The 14,464-nt window shown below is 68.9% G+C and carries 19 protein-coding genes; 13 read left to right on the top strand and 6 right to left on the bottom strand.

Going from position 1 to position 14,464, the window contains the following annotated elements:
• Positions 1-24 precede the first annotated feature (24 nt).
• Entirely contained in the window at positions 25-777 is a 753-nt protein-coding gene (gene zapD / locus ASC67_RS17530; RefSeq protein ID WP_056324643.1) for a cell division protein ZapD, read from the top strand.
• A 19-nt stretch (positions 778-796) separates the two neighbouring features.
• On the top strand, positions 797-991 hold the full coding sequence (locus tag ASC67_RS17525; RefSeq protein WP_056324640.1) for a DNA gyrase inhibitor YacG: 195 nt from the start codon (positions 797-799) through the stop codon (positions 989-991).
• A gap of 24 nt (positions 992-1,015) precedes the next feature.
• Here ASC67_RS17525 and ASC67_RS17520 read toward each other — a convergent pair whose 3' ends face one another.
• Genes ASC67_RS17520 through argB form a run of 5 tightly spaced genes read right to left on the bottom strand, consistent with a single transcriptional unit; the run spans position 1,016 to position 4,686 of the window.
• Positions 1,016-1,441: an NUDIX domain-containing protein gene (locus tag ASC67_RS17520; protein WP_056324635.1), complete on the bottom strand. Its 426-nt coding sequence runs from the start codon at positions 1,439-1,441 to the stop codon at positions 1,016-1,018.
• The gene (locus ASC67_RS17515; RefSeq protein WP_056324632.1) at positions 1,438-2,349 is read right to left on the bottom strand and encodes an ATP-binding protein; all 912 of its coding nucleotides are present in this window, start codon (positions 2,347-2,349) and stop codon (positions 1,438-1,440) included. The genes ASC67_RS17520 and ASC67_RS17515 overlap by 4 nt, the downstream gene beginning before the upstream one ends.
• Positions 2,350-2,396: 47 nt before the next feature.
• The gene (gene slmA, locus ASC67_RS17510) at positions 2,397-3,059 is read right to left on the bottom strand and encodes a nucleoid occlusion factor SlmA (RefSeq protein WP_056324627.1); all 663 of its coding nucleotides are present in this window, start codon (positions 3,057-3,059) and stop codon (positions 2,397-2,399) included.
• Positions 3,037-3,768, bottom strand: a complete 732-nt coding sequence (locus ASC67_RS17505) for a pyrimidine 5'-nucleotidase (protein WP_056324623.1) — start codon at positions 3,766-3,768, stop codon at positions 3,037-3,039. Before ASC67_RS17505 ends, slmA begins: the two co-directional genes overlap by 23 nt.
• A 3-nt stretch (positions 3,769-3,771) precedes the next feature.
• Positions 3,772-4,686 carry an acetylglutamate kinase gene (gene argB / locus ASC67_RS17500; RefSeq protein ID WP_056324618.1) on the bottom strand — a complete coding sequence of 305 codons (915 nt, stop codon included), beginning with the start codon at positions 4,684-4,686 and terminating at the stop codon, positions 3,772-3,774.
• A gap of 133 nt (positions 4,687-4,819) precedes the next feature.
• Here argB and ASC67_RS20700 point away from each other — a divergent pair, with 133 nt between their 5' ends.
• From ASC67_RS20700 to dmeF, 11 genes are all read left to right on the top strand, one after another.
• Positions 4,820-5,179: a hypothetical protein gene (locus ASC67_RS20700; RefSeq protein ID WP_056324613.1), complete on the top strand. Its 360-nt coding sequence runs from the start codon at positions 4,820-4,822 to the stop codon at positions 5,177-5,179.
• Between the two features lie 108 nt (positions 5,180-5,287).
• Positions 5,288-5,629, top strand: coding sequence for a hypothetical protein (locus ASC67_RS20695; protein ID WP_056324608.1), 342 nt, complete (start codon positions 5,288-5,290; stop codon positions 5,627-5,629).
• A gap of 10 nt (positions 5,630-5,639) precedes the next feature.
• Entirely contained in the window at positions 5,640-7,082 is a 1,443-nt protein-coding gene (locus ASC67_RS17485; protein ID WP_056324605.1) for a TolC family protein, read from the top strand.
• Positions 7,083-7,102: 20 nt separating this feature from the next.
• A complete protein-coding gene (locus ASC67_RS17480) occupies positions 7,103-8,527 on the top strand; it encodes a multicopper oxidase family protein (RefSeq protein ID WP_056324602.1) in 1,425 nt (474 codons plus the stop codon).
• 42 nt (positions 8,528-8,569) lie between these two features.
• On the top strand, positions 8,570-9,076 hold the full coding sequence (locus ASC67_RS17475; RefSeq protein ID WP_082536097.1) for a cupredoxin domain-containing protein: 507 nt from the start codon (positions 8,570-8,572) through the stop codon (positions 9,074-9,076).
• A gap of 5 nt (positions 9,077-9,081) precedes the next feature.
• Positions 9,082-9,558: a DUF411 domain-containing protein gene (locus ASC67_RS17470; protein WP_056325324.1), complete on the top strand. Its 477-nt coding sequence runs from the start codon at positions 9,082-9,084 to the stop codon at positions 9,556-9,558.
• A gap of 27 nt (positions 9,559-9,585) precedes the next feature.
• Positions 9,586-9,867, top strand: coding sequence for a copper-binding protein (locus tag ASC67_RS17465; protein ID WP_056324597.1), 282 nt, complete (start codon positions 9,586-9,588; stop codon positions 9,865-9,867).
• Positions 9,864-10,517, top strand: coding sequence for a hypothetical protein (locus ASC67_RS17460; protein ID WP_056324594.1), 654 nt, complete (start codon positions 9,864-9,866; stop codon positions 10,515-10,517). Before ASC67_RS17465 ends, ASC67_RS17460 begins: the two co-directional genes overlap by 4 nt.
• Before the next feature lie 17 nt (positions 10,518-10,534).
• Positions 10,535-10,870: a heavy-metal-associated domain-containing protein gene (locus ASC67_RS17455; RefSeq protein ID WP_056324590.1), complete on the top strand. Its 336-nt coding sequence runs from the start codon at positions 10,535-10,537 to the stop codon at positions 10,868-10,870.
• A complete protein-coding gene (locus ASC67_RS17450; RefSeq protein WP_235566375.1) occupies positions 10,867-11,289 on the top strand; it encodes a hypothetical protein in 423 nt (140 codons plus the stop codon). Before ASC67_RS17455 ends, ASC67_RS17450 begins: the two co-directional genes overlap by 4 nt.
• Before the next feature lie 10 nt (positions 11,290-11,299).
• Positions 11,300-12,355 carry a CDF family Co(II)/Ni(II) efflux transporter DmeF gene (gene dmeF / locus ASC67_RS17445; protein WP_056324585.1) on the top strand — a complete coding sequence of 352 codons (1,056 nt, stop codon included), beginning with the start codon at positions 11,300-11,302 and terminating at the stop codon, positions 12,353-12,355.
• Positions 12,356-12,400: 45 nt separating this feature from the next.
• Here dmeF and ASC67_RS17440 read toward each other — a convergent pair whose 3' ends face one another.
• Positions 12,401-14,407: an SDR family oxidoreductase gene (locus ASC67_RS17440; protein ID WP_056324580.1), complete on the bottom strand. Its 2,007-nt coding sequence runs from the start codon at positions 14,405-14,407 to the stop codon at positions 12,401-12,403.
• Positions 14,408-14,464: the final 57 nt, after the last annotated feature.

Below are 14,464 nucleotides of genomic sequence, written 5' to 3'. Positions count from 1 at the left end.
GTTGCAGCGCGCAGGTGGCCCGCCTTGATCCTCTACGAGTACCCTTTGAACGAGAGCATCCGCACGATGCTTCGCCTCGAACACCTGTTCGAGCGGCTCACGGTGCTGGCCGACCGCGACGCGGCGATCGACCATCACTTCGCCATCGCGACGATCTTCGAGATCATGGACGTCGCGTCCCGGGCCGACCTGAAGAGCGATCTGCTCAAGGACCTGGAGCGCCACAAGACGCAGCTTGCCCAGTACCGCGGCAATCCGTCCATCTCCGAGGCCGCACTCGACCAGGTCATCCTGCGCATCGACGAGGCCTTTGCGTCGCTGAACCATCTGCCTGGCAAGGCCGGTCATGCGCTGACCACGAACGAGTGGTTGATGGGGATCCGCAGCCGCATCAGCATCCCTGGAGGCACCTGCGAGTTCGATCTGCCGGGCTATTACGCATGGCAGCACGAGAGCGTGGCCCACCGCAAGGCCGACCTGCAGCGCTGGATGGCGACGCTGCTGCCGCTCGCCGACGCCTTGAAGGTGCTGATGGCCCTGCTTCGCGAATCGGGCAGCCCGCACATGGTGGTCGCCGCCACCGGCCAGTTCCAGCAGAGCCTGCCGCCCGGGCGCAGCTTCAGCCTGATGCGGGTGCGTCTGGAAGAATCGGCCGGTCTGGTGCCGGAGATCAGCGGCCACCGGCTGATGGCGTCGATCCGGCTCATGCGGCAAGATGGAGAAGGCCGCTTGCGGCCCAGCGGCGATGACGTGAGCTTCGAGCTCACGCTGTGCTGACGAGCGCACTCCTGCGTCGATGACCGGCAGCGACATCCCGCCACGCACCGTGCGCTGCCCGGGCTGCGGCCAGTTCAGCGCCTATGCGTCGACCAATCCCTACCGGCCGTTCTGCAGCGAGCGCTGCAAGAACGGCGATCTGGGCGCCTGGGCCAACGAACGCTACCGCGTCGAGGCCTCGCCGCCCGTGGAAGGCGACGATGCCGAGCACTGACACGCCAAACCGTAGGGCTGTGCGTTAGGCCGTGTGGGTGCTGCCCAAGAAATCCCGCTCCTGGGCCAGCCAGTTCAGCACCGGCACTGTCCCTGGCAGAACCGGGCGCACCTCGACCGGCAGTTCTTGCCACCGCGCTGACTGCCGCTCGCGCATCTCCAGTTCGCCACTCCACGCATGCACCTTGCAGAAGTGCAGCCGGACGCGGGCATGCGGGTAGTCGATCAGTTCCGTCTTCCAGGGTTGCGCGTCGGCGATGCAGATGCCCAGTTCTTCCTGCAACTCGCGGCGCAGCGCCTGCACGACCGTTTCACCGGCCTCCAGCTTGCCCCCCGGAAATTCCCAGTAGCCGGCATACACCTTGCCATCGGGCCGGGATGTCATCAGGAAACGCCCGTGCGCATCGAACAGGACTCCGACCGCCACATCGACCGGCGTGCGCTCGCTCACTCCGGCACCCCGTCGCGCTGACGGCCACGCCCTGCATAGTCGCGCGCGAACTGCCAGGCGACCCGACCCGAACGCGAGCCCCGCTCGAGCGCCCAGACCAGCGCTTCCGGCCGCGCCGCAGCGATGTGGGCCTTGTCGGCGCCGAAGGCGCTCAGCCACTGCGCGACGATCGCCAGGTATTCGTCCTGGCTGAACGGATAGAAACTGATCCACAGCCCGAAGCGCTCGGACAGCGAAATCTTCTCCTCCACCACCTCGCCGGGATGCACCTCGCCATCCTCGGTGTGCTGGTAACTGAGGTTCTCCTTCATGTACTCCGGCAGCAGGTGGCGGCGGTTGGATGTCGCCACGATCAGCACGTTGTCGCTCGACTGCGCCACCGAGCCATCGAGGATGGACTTCAGCGCCTTGTAGCCCGGCTCGCCCTCGTCGAAGCTGAGATCGTCGCAGAACACCAGGAAGCGCTCGCTGCGTTCGGCCACTAGGTCGACGATGTCGGGCAGGTCGATCAGATCGGCCTTGTCGATCTCGATCAACCGCAGTCCGCGCGGCGCGAACTCGTTCAGGCAGGCCTTCACCAGCGAGGACTTGCCGGTCCCGCGCGCGCCGGTCAGCAGCACGTTATTGGCCGGTCGGCCGTCGACGAACTGCTCGCTGTTGCGCACCAACCGTTCTTTCTGGGGTTCGACCTCCTTCAGGTCGGCCAGCCGGATCGGCGCCACGTGACGCACCGGCCCCAGCCAACCGCCACCCAGCAAGGAAGCGCCACGCCGGCGGTAACGGAAAGCGATCGAAGCCGACCAATCCGGCGCCAGCACCGGCCGGGCGCCGGGACCCGGCAACAGGGCGTCGAGCCGCGATAGCAGGCGCTCGGCCTGCTGCATCAAGGAGAGAAACTCGGGATTCATGGCCGCCGAGTGTAGGGGCGCCAAAGCCCCTCGCAGGGGCGGCCGGATCAAGCGGCGAGTTGCCGCAGTGCCGCGTCGAGGTGTTCGGTCGGCAGGCGCTTGAAGCCCGAGCGCGCATAGCGCTGCAGGCGGCCCAGCACGAAGCTGACGAGGACCGACGCCTGCGCCTGCGCATCGACGGTCGGCGTCTGCGAACCGCCGGCCTCGGCCAGCGTGCGCAGGCTCTGCCGCACCTGCGACTCGAAGCGATCGAAGAACTGGTTCATGCGCGCCGTCAGGCGCTCGTTCTCGAACACCAGGGCGTCGCCGGCCATCACGCGCGACATGCCGGGGTTCTTCTCACCGAACTGCAACAGCACGGTGAGCATCTTGTGCACCTGATCGCGCGGCTCGGTGTCGCGCTCGACGATCTGGTTGACCAGCGTGAACACGCTGCTCTCGATGAAATCGATCAGGCCCTCGAACATCTGCGCCTTGCTGGCGAAGTGCCGATACAAGGCCGCTTCGCTGACGTCGAGCTTGGCCGCCAGCGCCGCCGTCGTGATGCGCTCGGCACCGGGCTGTTCCAGCATGGACGCCAGCGTCTGGAGGATCTGGATGCGGCGCTCGCCCGGCTTGGGCCGCTTGCGCACGGGCGCTGCGGCGGCGACCCCCTCGGTGGGCGTGTCGTCGGCGGCATCCAGCGGCTCAGGGATCGGCGTATCGGACATGCGCGCAGGCGGAGAGGAAGTGGGTGGCTAGCGTCGAGAGCGAGCGAATTCTTGCATACACGTAAGCGGGCTTTCGACGCAAGCGCGCACCTACTTCGGGTCCATGAGCATTGCGCCACACATATCGCTGCATCCAGACGGTCCGCAGGCCGACGGCGCGCGCCGCGCGCTGGTGGGCCAGCGTGTCCTCGACCAGCACGCACTGCGCCGGCCGCAATTTCAGCCGCGCCAGTACCACGCGGAACATGCGGGCATCGGGCTTGGGCCGCAGATGGCCGAACAGGCGCATGCCCTCGATGCTGACGATGCCTTCGAAGCAATCCGCCAGATCAAGCGCCGTCAGCACGCGCTTGGCGTAGCTGGCCGGCGCATTGGTCAGCACGAACTTGCGGCCCGGCAAGGCCCGCAGCGCTGCGCGGTCACGGGCGTTGCCGCGCAGCCGTTGCTCCAGGCCCGGCAGGCGGTGGGTGTGTTCAAGAAAGTGCGCGGCGCGAATGCCGTGATGCCGTTCCAGCCCCAGCAGCGTGGCGCCGTAGCGGCGCCAGTAGTCGAGCCTCAGGAAATCGGCCTGCGCCACATCGACCCGCAGCGCCTGCGCGATGTAGTCATTCATCGCCTCGTCGAGCAGGCCGAAGGCCGCGTGCGAGGCGTCGTGCAGCGTGTTGTCGAGGTCGAACAGCCAGACGACCGGACGGCCGGCGGCAGCCACCGCTCAGTGCGACCGGATCATCGTGCCGTAGGCCTGGTCGCTCAGGATCTCGAGCAGCATCGCGTGCGGCACCCGGCCGTCGATGATGTGCACCGCGTTGACGCCGCTCTTCGCCGCATCCAGTGCGCCGGCGATCTTCGGCAGCATGCCGCCGCTGATCGTGCCGTCGGCGAACAGTTCGTCGATCTCGCGCGCCGACAGGTTGGTGAGCAGCTTGCCGGCCTTGTCGAGCACCCCCGGCGTGTTGGTCAGCAGCATCAGCTTCTCGGCTTGCAGCACGGTGGCGAGCTTGCTCGCCACCATGTCGGCGTTGATGTTGTAGCTCTCGTTGTGCTCGCCGAAGCCGATGGGGCTGACGACCGGAATGAACTGGTCGTCCTGCAGCGCCTTGACGACCGCCGGGTCGATGGCGGTGATCTCGCCGACCTGGCCGACGTCGTGCTCGATGCTGGGGTCGTCCTTGTCGATCATCTTCAGCTTGCGCGCCCGGATCATGCCGCCGTCGCGGCCGGTGAGCCCGACCGCCTTGCCGCCCACCGCGTTGATCAGGCCGACGATGTCCTGCTGCACCTCGCCGCCGAGCACCCACTCGACGACCTCCATCGTCTCCTCGTCGGTCACGCGCATGCCCTGGATGAAGGTGCCCTTCTTGCCCAGGCGCGACAAGGCCTCGTCGATCTGCGGCCCGCCGCCGTGCACGACCACCGGGTTCATGCCCACCAGCTTGAGCAGCACGATGTCCTCGGCGAAGTCTTGCTGCAGCGCCGGATCGGTCATCGCGTTGCCGCCGTACTTGATGACCAGCGTCTTGCCATGGAACTTGCGGATGTAGGGCAACGCCTGCGCGAGGATCTCCGCCTTGTCGCGCGGCGCGATGTTCAGCAGGTCGGACGAGGGGGCGGGAACGGGTTGGGCCATGACGGGGTCTCCAAACTCAGGGTCTGTCGCAGGGCATTCTAGGGTTCGCCCTAGTCTGGCGCCTGCACCGGACCGTGCGCCGCGGAACTTTTCGCGGCGGCCCCGGCTCAGTCTGGCGCATACTTTTGTCCTCATGCGCCGCGCCACCTGGATCCTCTGCCTGATGCTGGCCCTGCTGCCCTTACGCAGTTGGGCGGTGGCGTCCATGGGCCTGCCGCAGATCCCCGAGGCGCCCGCCGTCGCCCTCTCCGCAGACCACGCCACCGCGTCCGAAGCGGCGCTGCCGCCCTGCCATCAGAGCGATGCGGACGGCGGCGCGCCGTCGAGCTGCCAGTCCTGCGACTGGTGCCACGCAGCGATCGGCATCGTGCCGCGCTGCGAATCGGTCGCGGTCGCCCTGCCGGCCGAAGCGCCGATCCCCGCACTCGCACGCGACACCGGCCAGCCCGCGATCGGCGGGCTCGACCGTCCCCCCCGAAACGTCCTCGCCTGACGCGGCCCGACGGGCGCGTGCCTCGGCACGCACTCGCGAGCGCCGCCGTCTCGATCCCGGCCGGGCCCGCCCGCCGGGCCCTCGAACGTGGTCCTGCGAGGACGCTCCATGCTTCTGCTTCGATCGCACTGCTGGCTGCCGCTTGCCCTGCTGTCCTGTTCCCTGGCCGCCGTGGCCGACGAACGCCCCGACCCGCTGAACGCCAGCGCGGCCGTCCCGACCTTCGCCCCTCCATCGGCCTTCACCGACTACCGCCGCCACGGCGACACGACGCTGCGGCCCTGGAAGGACGCGAACGACGCGGTCGGCCGCATCGGGGGCTGGCGCGCCTATGCGCGCGAGGCGCAGCAGGCCTCGCGGCCGGCAAACGCCGCGCCGGCCACCCCTGCAGCGAGTGAAACGACCGGGGCCCCGTCGGCGCCGCACGGTGCTCCTCATCACCGTCACTGAGGAGCGTGCGATGACGACACCCCGACACGCTCGCGCTGCGGCGGCCCGCCGCCTGCCGCTCGTGCTGGCGAGCCTCACGCTGGCCGGCTGCGCCTCGTTCAGCCCGGATGGCGGCTTCGGCGCCGTCGAGCAGGTGGCCCAGGAACGCCTCGGCAAGGATGCCCTCTGGGCTCGGACCACCGAGGACCAGAACCGCATCGATGCCCGCGTGGCCGAATTGCTCGCGCGGCCGCTGACAGTCGACGACGCGGTGCAGGTCGCGCTGCTCAACAACAAGGGGCTCCAGGCCCGGTTCTTCGAACTGGGCATCGGCGAGGCCGAGCTGGTGCAGGCCAGCCGGCTGCCGAACCCGGGCTTCAGCTTCGGCCGCCTCAAGCGCGGCGACGAGATCGAACTCGAGCGCGGCTACCACCTCAACCTCGCGCGGCTGCTGGCGATGCCGCTCGTGCGCCAGATCGAGGAACGGCGCTTCGCGCAGACCCGCGGCGCCGTCGCGGTGCAGCTGCTGTCGCTGGCGTCCGAAGCCCGCAAGGCCTACTTCACCGCGGTGGCCGCCGAGGACACGGTGCGCTACCGGCGCCAGGTGCAGCAGGCGACCGAGGCCGGCGCCGAGCTGGCCCGGCGCATGGCCGAAGTCGGCAACTTCAACAAGCTGCAGCGCATGCGCGAGCAGGGCTTCTACGCCGACGCGACGCTGAGCCTGGCCCGGGCCGAGCACGCCGCGCTGGCCTCGCGCGAGAGGCTGACGCGGCTGATGGGCCTGTGGGGGATGCAGACGCGCTTCCAGTTGCCCGAGCGGCTGCCCGACCTGCCCGAGGCACCGCAGGATCAGCCCGACATCGAGCGCGCCGCGCTGGCTCAGCGCCTCGACGTCCAGGGTGCGAAGCTGGCGGCGGAGCAGACCGCGAAGAACCTCGGGCTCACGAAGACGACGCGCTTCGTCAACGTGCTGGAGCTGGGCTGGGTCCACAACAGTTCGAACGAGGAACCGACGCAGACGGGTTGGGAGCTGGGGCTGGAGCTGCCGCTGTTCGACTGGGGCGGAGCGCGCGTCGCGCGCGCCGAGGCGGTCTACATGCAGGCGCTGAACCGCGCCGCCGAGACGGCGGTCAACGCCCGCTCGGAAGTGCGCGAGGCCTATGGAGCTTATCGCTCGGCCTGGGACATCGCGCGTCACCACCGCGACGAGATCGTGCCGCTGCGCCGGCGCATCGCCGAAGAGAACGTGCTGCGCTACAACGGCATGCTGATCGGCGTGTTCGAGCTGCTCGCGGATGCGCGCTCGCAGATCGCCGGCGTCAACGGCTACATCGAGTCGCTGCGCGACTTCTGGCTGGCCCAGGCCGATCTCGAGATGGCACTGATCGGCAAGCCCGGACTCTCGAGCGGCGGCATGGCGCTCGGCACCGGCACGGCGGCCGGCAGTGCCGACGCCGGCGTCGGTGGCCACTGAAGCCCAACAAGGACACACCCATGGTTTCCCGACGCAACTTCCTCGGCCGTGCCGGCGCGGTCACCGCGGCCGTCAGCGCCGCCGCCGTCAGCAAGGTCGCGATGGCCGCGCTGCCCGAACCGGTGATGCAGGCCTCGCCCGACACGATGCCGCCGCTGGTGCCCGGGAGCGGCCATCCCTACAACCCGGTCGTCACCTTGAATGGCTGGACGCTGCCCTGGCGCATGAACAACGGCGTCAAGGAGTTCCACCTGGTCGCCGAACCGGTGGTGCGCGAGATGGCCCCCGGCTTCACGGCCCACCTCTGGGGCTACAACGGCCAGAGCCCGGGGCCGACGATCGAGGTGGTGGAAGACGACCGCGTGCGCATCTTCGTCACCAACAAGCTGCCCGAGCACACCACCGTCCACTGGCACGGTCAGCGGCTGCCCAACGGCATGGACGGCATCGGCGGCCTGACGCAGCCCGCCATCCAGCCCGGCAAGACCTTCGTCTACGAGTTCGTCGCGCGCCGGCCCGGCACCTTCATGTACCACCCGCATGCCGACGAGATGGTGCAGATGGCGATGGGCATGATGGGCTTCTGGATCACGCACCCGAAACAGAAGCACCCACTGATCGACGCGGTCGACCGCGACTTCGTGTTCCTGCTCAATGCCTACGACATCGATCCCGGCGCCTACACGCCGAAGATCATGACCATGCTCGACTTCAACCTGTGGAGCTGGAACAGCCGCATCTTCCCGGGCATCGATACGCTGAACGTCCGGAAGAACGACAAGGTGCGCATCCGCATCGGCAACCTGACGATGACCAACCACCCGATCCACCTGCACGGCCACGAGTTCATGGTCACCGGCACCGACGGCGGGCCGACGCCGAAGGGCACGCGCTGGCCCGAGGTCACCACCGACGTCGCGGTGGGCCAGATGCGCCAGATCGAGTTCCTGGCCGACGAGGAGGGCGACTGGGCCTTCCACTGCCACAAGAGCCACCACACGATGAATGCCATGGGCCATGGCGTGCCGACCATGATCGGTGTCGACCACCGAGACGTGGTCTCGAAGATCACGCAGCTCGTGCCCGACTACATGGTGATGGGCGAACGCGGCATGGCCGACATGGCCGAGATGCCGATGCCGCTGCCCGACAACACCGCGCCGATGATGAGCGGCGCCGGCCCGTTCGGCTCGGTCGAGATGGGCGGCATGTTCACCGTGCTGAAGGTGCGCCGGGATCAGAAGCCGGGCGACTACAAGGACCCGGGCTGGTTCAAGCACCCGGCCGGGACGATGGCCTACGAGTGGACCGGCGCACTGGCCGAGCCGGCGCGCTTCAAGGCCGAGGGCACCAGTGCGATGCCCGCGAAGAACATGCCGGCGGCCGACATCGAGGTCCAAGTGCGCAAGCCGGCGCTTGGCGGTGGCGGCCACGCCGGCCATTGAGTGCGACATCCGGCCCGATCGCAACCCCTGACGAGGACCTCCATGCTGAACATCGAGACCCTGCTGTTGGCGGCGCTGGTCGCCACCTCCGGCATCGCCCGGGCCCATGGCGATGCCGAGCCTGCGAAGAAGCCCACCGTCGCCAAGAAGGAACAGAAGGACTGGGGCATCGCCGGTGACGCCAAGGCCGCCAGGCGGACGGTCGAAGTGACGATGCTGGACAGCATGCGCTTCAGCCCCGAGCGGCTCGACGTGAAGCAGGGCGAGACGGTCCGTTTCGTCGTCCGCAACGACGGCAAGGTGATGCACGAGTTCGTGATCGGCACCCGGGCCGAGAACGACGCGCACGCCGCGCTGATGATGAAGTTCCCGGGCATGGAGCACGACGAGCCCTACATGGCGCACGTCGGTCCGGGGCAGACGGGCGAGATCGTCTGGACCTTCAACCGCCGCGGCGAGTTCGACTTCGCCTGCTTGATCGCCGGGCACTACCAGGCCGGCATGGTCGGCAGGATCGTCGTGGCCGCCGCACGCAGAACCAAGGAGTGATGAGCATGAAGCACCGACACCAAGCCGATCGCCGCCGGGCCTTGACGGCCCTCGCCTCGCTCTTCGCGATCCCCGCGCTGACCGCTGCGGCCGCCGCCGGCAAGCCGCTCGTCGACGTCTGGAAAAGCCCCACCTGCGGCTGTTGCAAGGACTGGATCCGGCATCTCGAAGCCCACGGCTTCATGGTGCGTTCCCACGACGACGGCAACACGGATGCGAGGGCCCGGCTGGGCATGCCGCTGCGCTACGGCTCCTGCCACACGGCGAGCGTGGGCGGCTATGCGATCGAGGGCCATGTGCCGGCGCGCGAGGTGTGGCGGCTGCTGAAGGAGCGACCGCAGGCCATCGGGCTGGCCGTGCCGGCGATGCCGATCGGCTCGCCCGGCATGGACGGGCCGGAGTACGGTGGCCGCCAAGACCCCTACGAGGTGCTGCTGGTACAGCGCGACGGCCGCTCGACCGTCTACCAGGCCTACCCCTGAACGAAAACATCGACACGGAGCTGCCCGATGAAAAACCATTTGAGCGCCTTGCTGCTCGCCGCCACCACGACGCTGGCGAGCGCCCAGCCCCTGATCGACGGCGAGGTGCGCAAGGTCGATGCCGCGCAGAAGAAGATCACGCTCAAGCACGGCGAGATCAGGCACCTCGACATGCCGCCGATGAGCATGGCGTTCCAGATCAAGGACCCGGCGTTGCTGGCCAAGGTGAAGGCAGGCGACAAGGTGCGATTCAGCGCCGACAAGATCGACGGCGTCTACACCGTCACGGCGATCGAGATCGCGAAATGAGATCGACAACGACCCGGGTCTGCCTCGCCACCGTCGCGCTGCTGGTGTTCGGCGGCAGCGCGCGGGCGGGTCCGATGGGCTTCGACGGCAGCCAGATGGCGATGGGCGACTTCGGCCCGAACTGGCGCGAGGCCTGGGTCAACCATGCCTATGCGCCGCGCGACGCGGTCGGCGTCGGCGGCCTGTCGATGCGCTCGGACGACGGGCGCAAGACGCGCGATGTCGCCGAGATCACCTACACGCGCCTGATGTCCCGGTGGAACCTGCCGCACGCCCAGGCCAACGCCTGGCTCGTGGTCGGCGCCGGCGGCATCCGCGGCAACGACTACGCGGGCACGCGCACGCTGCTGGCGCCGGGGATCCAGCTCGACTACGAGACCACGCGCATCTATGTCGCCGCCTTCGGGCGCCTGTACCGCGCCGACGGCCTCCGCCACGACTACGCCGCTGTGCGCGCCGGCTTCTCCTTCTACGAGGCCGCGTACGAGGAGACCCAGCCCTGGCTCATCGTCGAGGCGCGGCACATGCGCGGGCTGTCCGAGCGCGTCGAGATCACGCCGATGCTCCGGTTGATCGACAAGGGCTATTTCGTCGAGGCGGGCCTGAACACCGAGAAGCAGGCCCGCTTCAATTTCATGTACATCTTCTGACCCGAAGGGACCCCCTGATGAGAACCCCGCTGATCCTGGCCACCGCAGGCCTCCTGTTCATGGCCTCCGCGCAGGCCGTCACCACCACCAAGATCACCGTCAACGGCATGGTCTGCGCCTTCTGTGCGCAGGGCATCGAGAAGAAACTGAGCGCCCTGCCGCAGACCCGCGCGGTCTATGTCGATCTCGGCGAGAAGATCGTCGCGGTCGAAGCCCGGGAAGGGCAGACGATCGACGTCGACAAGGTGCGCGCCGAGATCAAGGACGCCGGCTACGACGTGGTCAAGGTCGAGGCGATCGAGCAGTCGGTCGAGTCGCTGCGCGCCGCCGCAGCGAAGGCGAAGAAGAAGTGACGCCCCCCGCCGCGGCGCCCGCCGGCCCCGACGGGCGCACGGACCTGCGCGTGGGCGCCTGGGGCGCTCTCGCCGCGCTGCTGGCCAGCAGCGGCACGCTCGTGTGCTGCGCTCTGCCGGCCCTGCTGGTGACTCTGGGCGCCGGCGCGGTGCTGTCGTCGCTGGTCGCCGCAGTACCGCAGTTGGTCTGGCTGAGCGAGCACAAGGCGCTGGTGTTCAGCTTCGCCGCGCTGATGCTGGGCGTTGCCGGCGCGCTGCAATGGCGGCAGCGCCACGCGCCCTGCCCCATCGATCCATCGCTGCGCGATGCCTGCCTGCGCACCCGCCGCGCCTCCCGCCGCGTGTATGCCGTATCGGTCGCGCTGTTTGCCGTGGGGGCGTGGTTCGCCTTCGTGCAACCGCTGCTGTCGGCCGGCTAAGCTAGCGTCCATGCACGCGCACGACCTCAGCCCCTGGCAGCACCGTCACGACTTCGCCGCCGACCGCGGGGCCGCCGAGCGGCGCACCCACTGGGTGATCGGCATCACGCTCGTCATGATGGTCGCCGAGATCGCGGCCGGCTGGTGGTGGCACTCGATGGCGCTGCTGGCCGACGGCTGGCACATGGGCACGCACGCCGCCGCCATCGGCGTGGCGGCGCTGAGCTATGCGCTGGCGCGTCGCTGGGCCGGCGATGCCCGCTTCTCGCTCGGGCCGTGGAAGGTGGAGGTGCTGGGGGCCTACACCAGCGCGGTGCTGCTGGGCGTGGTGGCGATCGGCATCGCGGTCGAGTCCGGCCTGCGCCTGTGGGCGCCGGAACCGGTGTCCTACGACGAATCGCTGGTCGTCGCCGCCATCGGGCTGGCCGTCAATGCCGTGTGCGCGAAGCTGCTGCATGGTGGCCACGACCACGCGCACGGCCCGGGGCACGCCGGTCACGACCATGGCCACCACGAACACCACGCACATCACGCACACGCCGCCGAACACACCGGACACGACCATGCCCAAACCGCCGCCGACGGCAAGGACCTGAACCTGCGCGCCGCCTACCTGCACGTGCTGGCCGATGCCGCCACCTCGGTGCTGGCGATCGGTGCGTTGCTGGCCGGCAAGTTCGCCGGCTGGGTGTGGGTCGACCCGGCAGTCGGCCTGCTGGGCGCGGCGCTGATCGCGGTCTGGTCGTTCGGCCTGCTGCGGCAGACGTCGACCATCCTGCTCGACCGCGAGATGGACCATCCGCTCGCGCAGCAGGTGCGCGAACGGCTCGAATCCGACGGCGACGCGCGCGTGGCCGACCTGCACCTGTGGCGCGTCGGCGATGCGCAGTTCGCCTGCCAGGCCACGCTGGTGGCCGACGCGCCGCTCGCCGCCGACCACTACCGCGACCGGCTGGACGGGCTGGCCGGCCTGGCGCATGTGTCGATCGAGATCAATCGCTGCCGCGGTGCATCGCCTCCTGTCGCGCACGGCCACAGCCACGGTCCCGGCAACCACGCCCACTGAAGTCCGCGCCGGCCGCTGCAGGCCGAGCGGCAGGTTCGTCGCGCGTCAGAAATGGATGCCGCGCATCATCTGCTGCAGCGCCACCGCCTCGGCCGACAGCTGCGGCTTCGCGCCCTTCTCGCCCTTGGCCGCCTCGCTGTCGGGGAACATGCGGAAGCTGGTGTTCATGACGATCTGCGCCACGCGCGGCGCCAGCGCGTGCAGCACCTGACCGGCGGTGCCCAGGCGGGTGGCGATGCGCACCGGCTTGTAGACGCAGGCCTGCGCGATCATGTCGGCCGCCTCCTCGGGCGCCAGCGTCGGGACGTTGTTGTAGATCTTGGTCGGCGCGATCATCGGCGTGCGCACCAGCGGCATGTTGATGGTCGTGAAGCTGATGCCGGTGTCGGCGTACTCGCTGGACGCGCAGCGCGTCCACGCGTCCAGCGCGGCCTTGCTCGCCACATAGGCCGAGAAGCGCGGGGCGTTGGTCAGCACGCCGATCGAGCTGATGTTCACGATGTGGCCCTTCTTCTTGGCCACCATGGCCGGCAGCACGCCCATCGTCACCCGCAGGCAGCCGAAGTAGTTGAGCTGCATCGTGCGCTCGAAGTCGTGGAAGCGCTCGTAGCTGTTCTCGATCGCCCGGCGGATCGAACGGCCGGCGTTGTTGATCAGGAAGTCGACGCCGCCGTGCTCGGCGTGCAGCGCCTCCAAGAAGGCTTTGCACCCGGCCTCGTCGGCGATGTCGACCGAGTAGCTGTGCACCCTGGCCTCCTTGCCGGCGAAGGCCTTGATCTCCTTCACCGCCTCGTCGAGCTTGTCGGCGTCGCGGGCGCAGATCACCGTCACCGCGCCGGCCTCGGCGAACTTGCAGGCCGCGGCCAGGCCGATGCCCGAGCTGCCGCCGGTGACCAGCACGACCTTGCCGCCGACGGCGCCCTTGAGCGAGCGGTCGATGAACAGGTCGGGATCGAGATGGCGTTCCCAGTAGTCCCACAGCCGCCAGGCGTAGTCCTTCAGGTTCGGGCAGGCGATGCCGCTGCCCTTCAGCGCCGCCTGCGTGTCGCGGCAGTCGAAGCGGGTCGGGTAGTTGACGAAGGTCAGCATGTCCTCGGGCAGGCCCAGATCCTTCATCACGGCGTTGCGGATGCGGCGCACCGGTGCCAGCGCCATCAGCCCCTTCTTCACGCTCTTGGGAATGAAGCCCAGCAGCGCCGCGTTGACGAACAGGTTCATCTTCGGCGCATGGGCGGCCTTGCCGAAGATGTCGAGCACGTCGCCGACGCGGTAGCCGACCGGGTCGACCAGGTGGAAGCACTGGCGGTCGAGTTCGAGCTTCGCGTGGCTGATGTGGTCGAGCGCCGCGACGACGAAGTCCACCGGCACGATGTTCACGCGCCCGCCTTCCAACCCCACCGCCGGCATCCAGGGCGGCAGCAGCTGGCGCATGCGCTGGATCAGCTTGAAGAAATAGTAGGGGCCGTCGATCTTGTCCATCTCACCGGTGGTGGAGTCGCCGACCACCATCGCCGGGCGGAACACGGTCCACGGCAGCTTGCATTCCTTGCGCACGATCTTCTCGGACTCGTGCTTGGTCATGAAGTACGGATGGTCCAGGCCCTCGGCCTCGTCGAACATGTCCTCGCGGAACACGCCCTCGTACAACCCGGCCGCCGCGATCGACGAGACGTGGTGGAAGTGCCCGGCCTGGATCGCCTGCGCGAACTCCACCGCGCTGCGCGTGCCCTCGATATTGACCTGCACCTGCGAGGCCTCGTCGGCTCCCAGGTCGTAGACGGCGGCGAGGTGGTAGACGGCATCGATGCGGCCCTTCAGCGCCTTCAGTGCATCGGCGGCGACGCCCAGCTTCTTCACCGTCAGGTCGCCGTAGACCGGCACCGCGCGAGCCTTGCCGGCGCCGCTGAGGCCCCAGTAGGCCAGCAGCTCGGGCAGCTTCCCCTCGCTCTCGGGCCGCAGCAGGAAGTGCACGGTCGAGCCGCGCCGATCGAGCAGCTTCCTGACCAGCCGCTTGCCGATGAAGCCGGTGGCCCCAGTGACGAAATACTGCATGCCATCCTCCTTGACGTTGCTGCCGCGGGTGCCCGCACATTCTTGTCCACGGGGGCC

Origin of the sequence: Methylibium sp. Root1272 (assembly GCF_001425905.1) — a bacterium.
Classification (GTDB): domain Bacteria; phylum Pseudomonadota; class Gammaproteobacteria; order Burkholderiales; family Burkholderiaceae_C; genus Methylibium.
The sequence above is the reverse complement of the archived record's forward strand: the minus strand, read 5'-3'. Positions and strand labels throughout refer to the sequence as shown.

Coding starts and splice junctions, on each gene's coding strand:
- ASC67_RS17525 (WP_056324640.1), top strand. CDS start 797: ATGACCGGCAGCGACATCCCGCCACGCACCGTGCGCTGCCCGGGCTGC.
- ASC67_RS17515 (WP_056324632.1), bottom strand. CDS start 2,349: ATGAATCCCGAGTTTCTCTCCTTGATGCAGCAGGCCGAGCGCCTGCTA.
- slmA (WP_056324627.1), bottom strand. CDS start 3,059: ATGTCCGATACGCCGATCCCTGAGCCGCTGGATGCCGCCGACGACACG.
- argB (WP_056324618.1), bottom strand. CDS start 4,686: ATGGCCCAACCCGTTCCCGCCCCCTCGTCCGACCTGCTGAACATCGCG.
- ASC67_RS20700 (WP_056324613.1), top strand. CDS start 4,820: ATGCGCCGCGCCACCTGGATCCTCTGCCTGATGCTGGCCCTGCTGCCC.
- ASC67_RS20695 (WP_056324608.1), top strand. CDS start 5,288: ATGCTTCTGCTTCGATCGCACTGCTGGCTGCCGCTTGCCCTGCTGTCC.
- ASC67_RS17485 (WP_056324605.1), top strand. CDS start 5,640: ATGACGACACCCCGACACGCTCGCGCTGCGGCGGCCCGCCGCCTGCCG.
- ASC67_RS17480 (WP_056324602.1), top strand. CDS start 7,103: ATGGTTTCCCGACGCAACTTCCTCGGCCGTGCCGGCGCGGTCACCGCG.
- ASC67_RS17475 (WP_082536097.1), top strand. CDS start 8,570: ATGCTGAACATCGAGACCCTGCTGTTGGCGGCGCTGGTCGCCACCTCC.
- ASC67_RS17470 (WP_056325324.1), top strand. CDS start 9,082: ATGAAGCACCGACACCAAGCCGATCGCCGCCGGGCCTTGACGGCCCTC.
- ASC67_RS17465 (WP_056324597.1), top strand. CDS start 9,586: ATGAAAAACCATTTGAGCGCCTTGCTGCTCGCCGCCACCACGACGCTG.
- ASC67_RS17460 (WP_056324594.1), top strand. CDS start 9,864: ATGAGATCGACAACGACCCGGGTCTGCCTCGCCACCGTCGCGCTGCTG.
- ASC67_RS17455 (WP_056324590.1), top strand. CDS start 10,535: ATGAGAACCCCGCTGATCCTGGCCACCGCAGGCCTCCTGTTCATGGCC.
- dmeF (WP_056324585.1), top strand. CDS start 11,300: ATGCACGCGCACGACCTCAGCCCCTGGCAGCACCGTCACGACTTCGCC.
- ASC67_RS17440 (WP_056324580.1), bottom strand. CDS start 14,407: ATGCAGTATTTCGTCACTGGGGCCACCGGCTTCATCGGCAAGCGGCTG.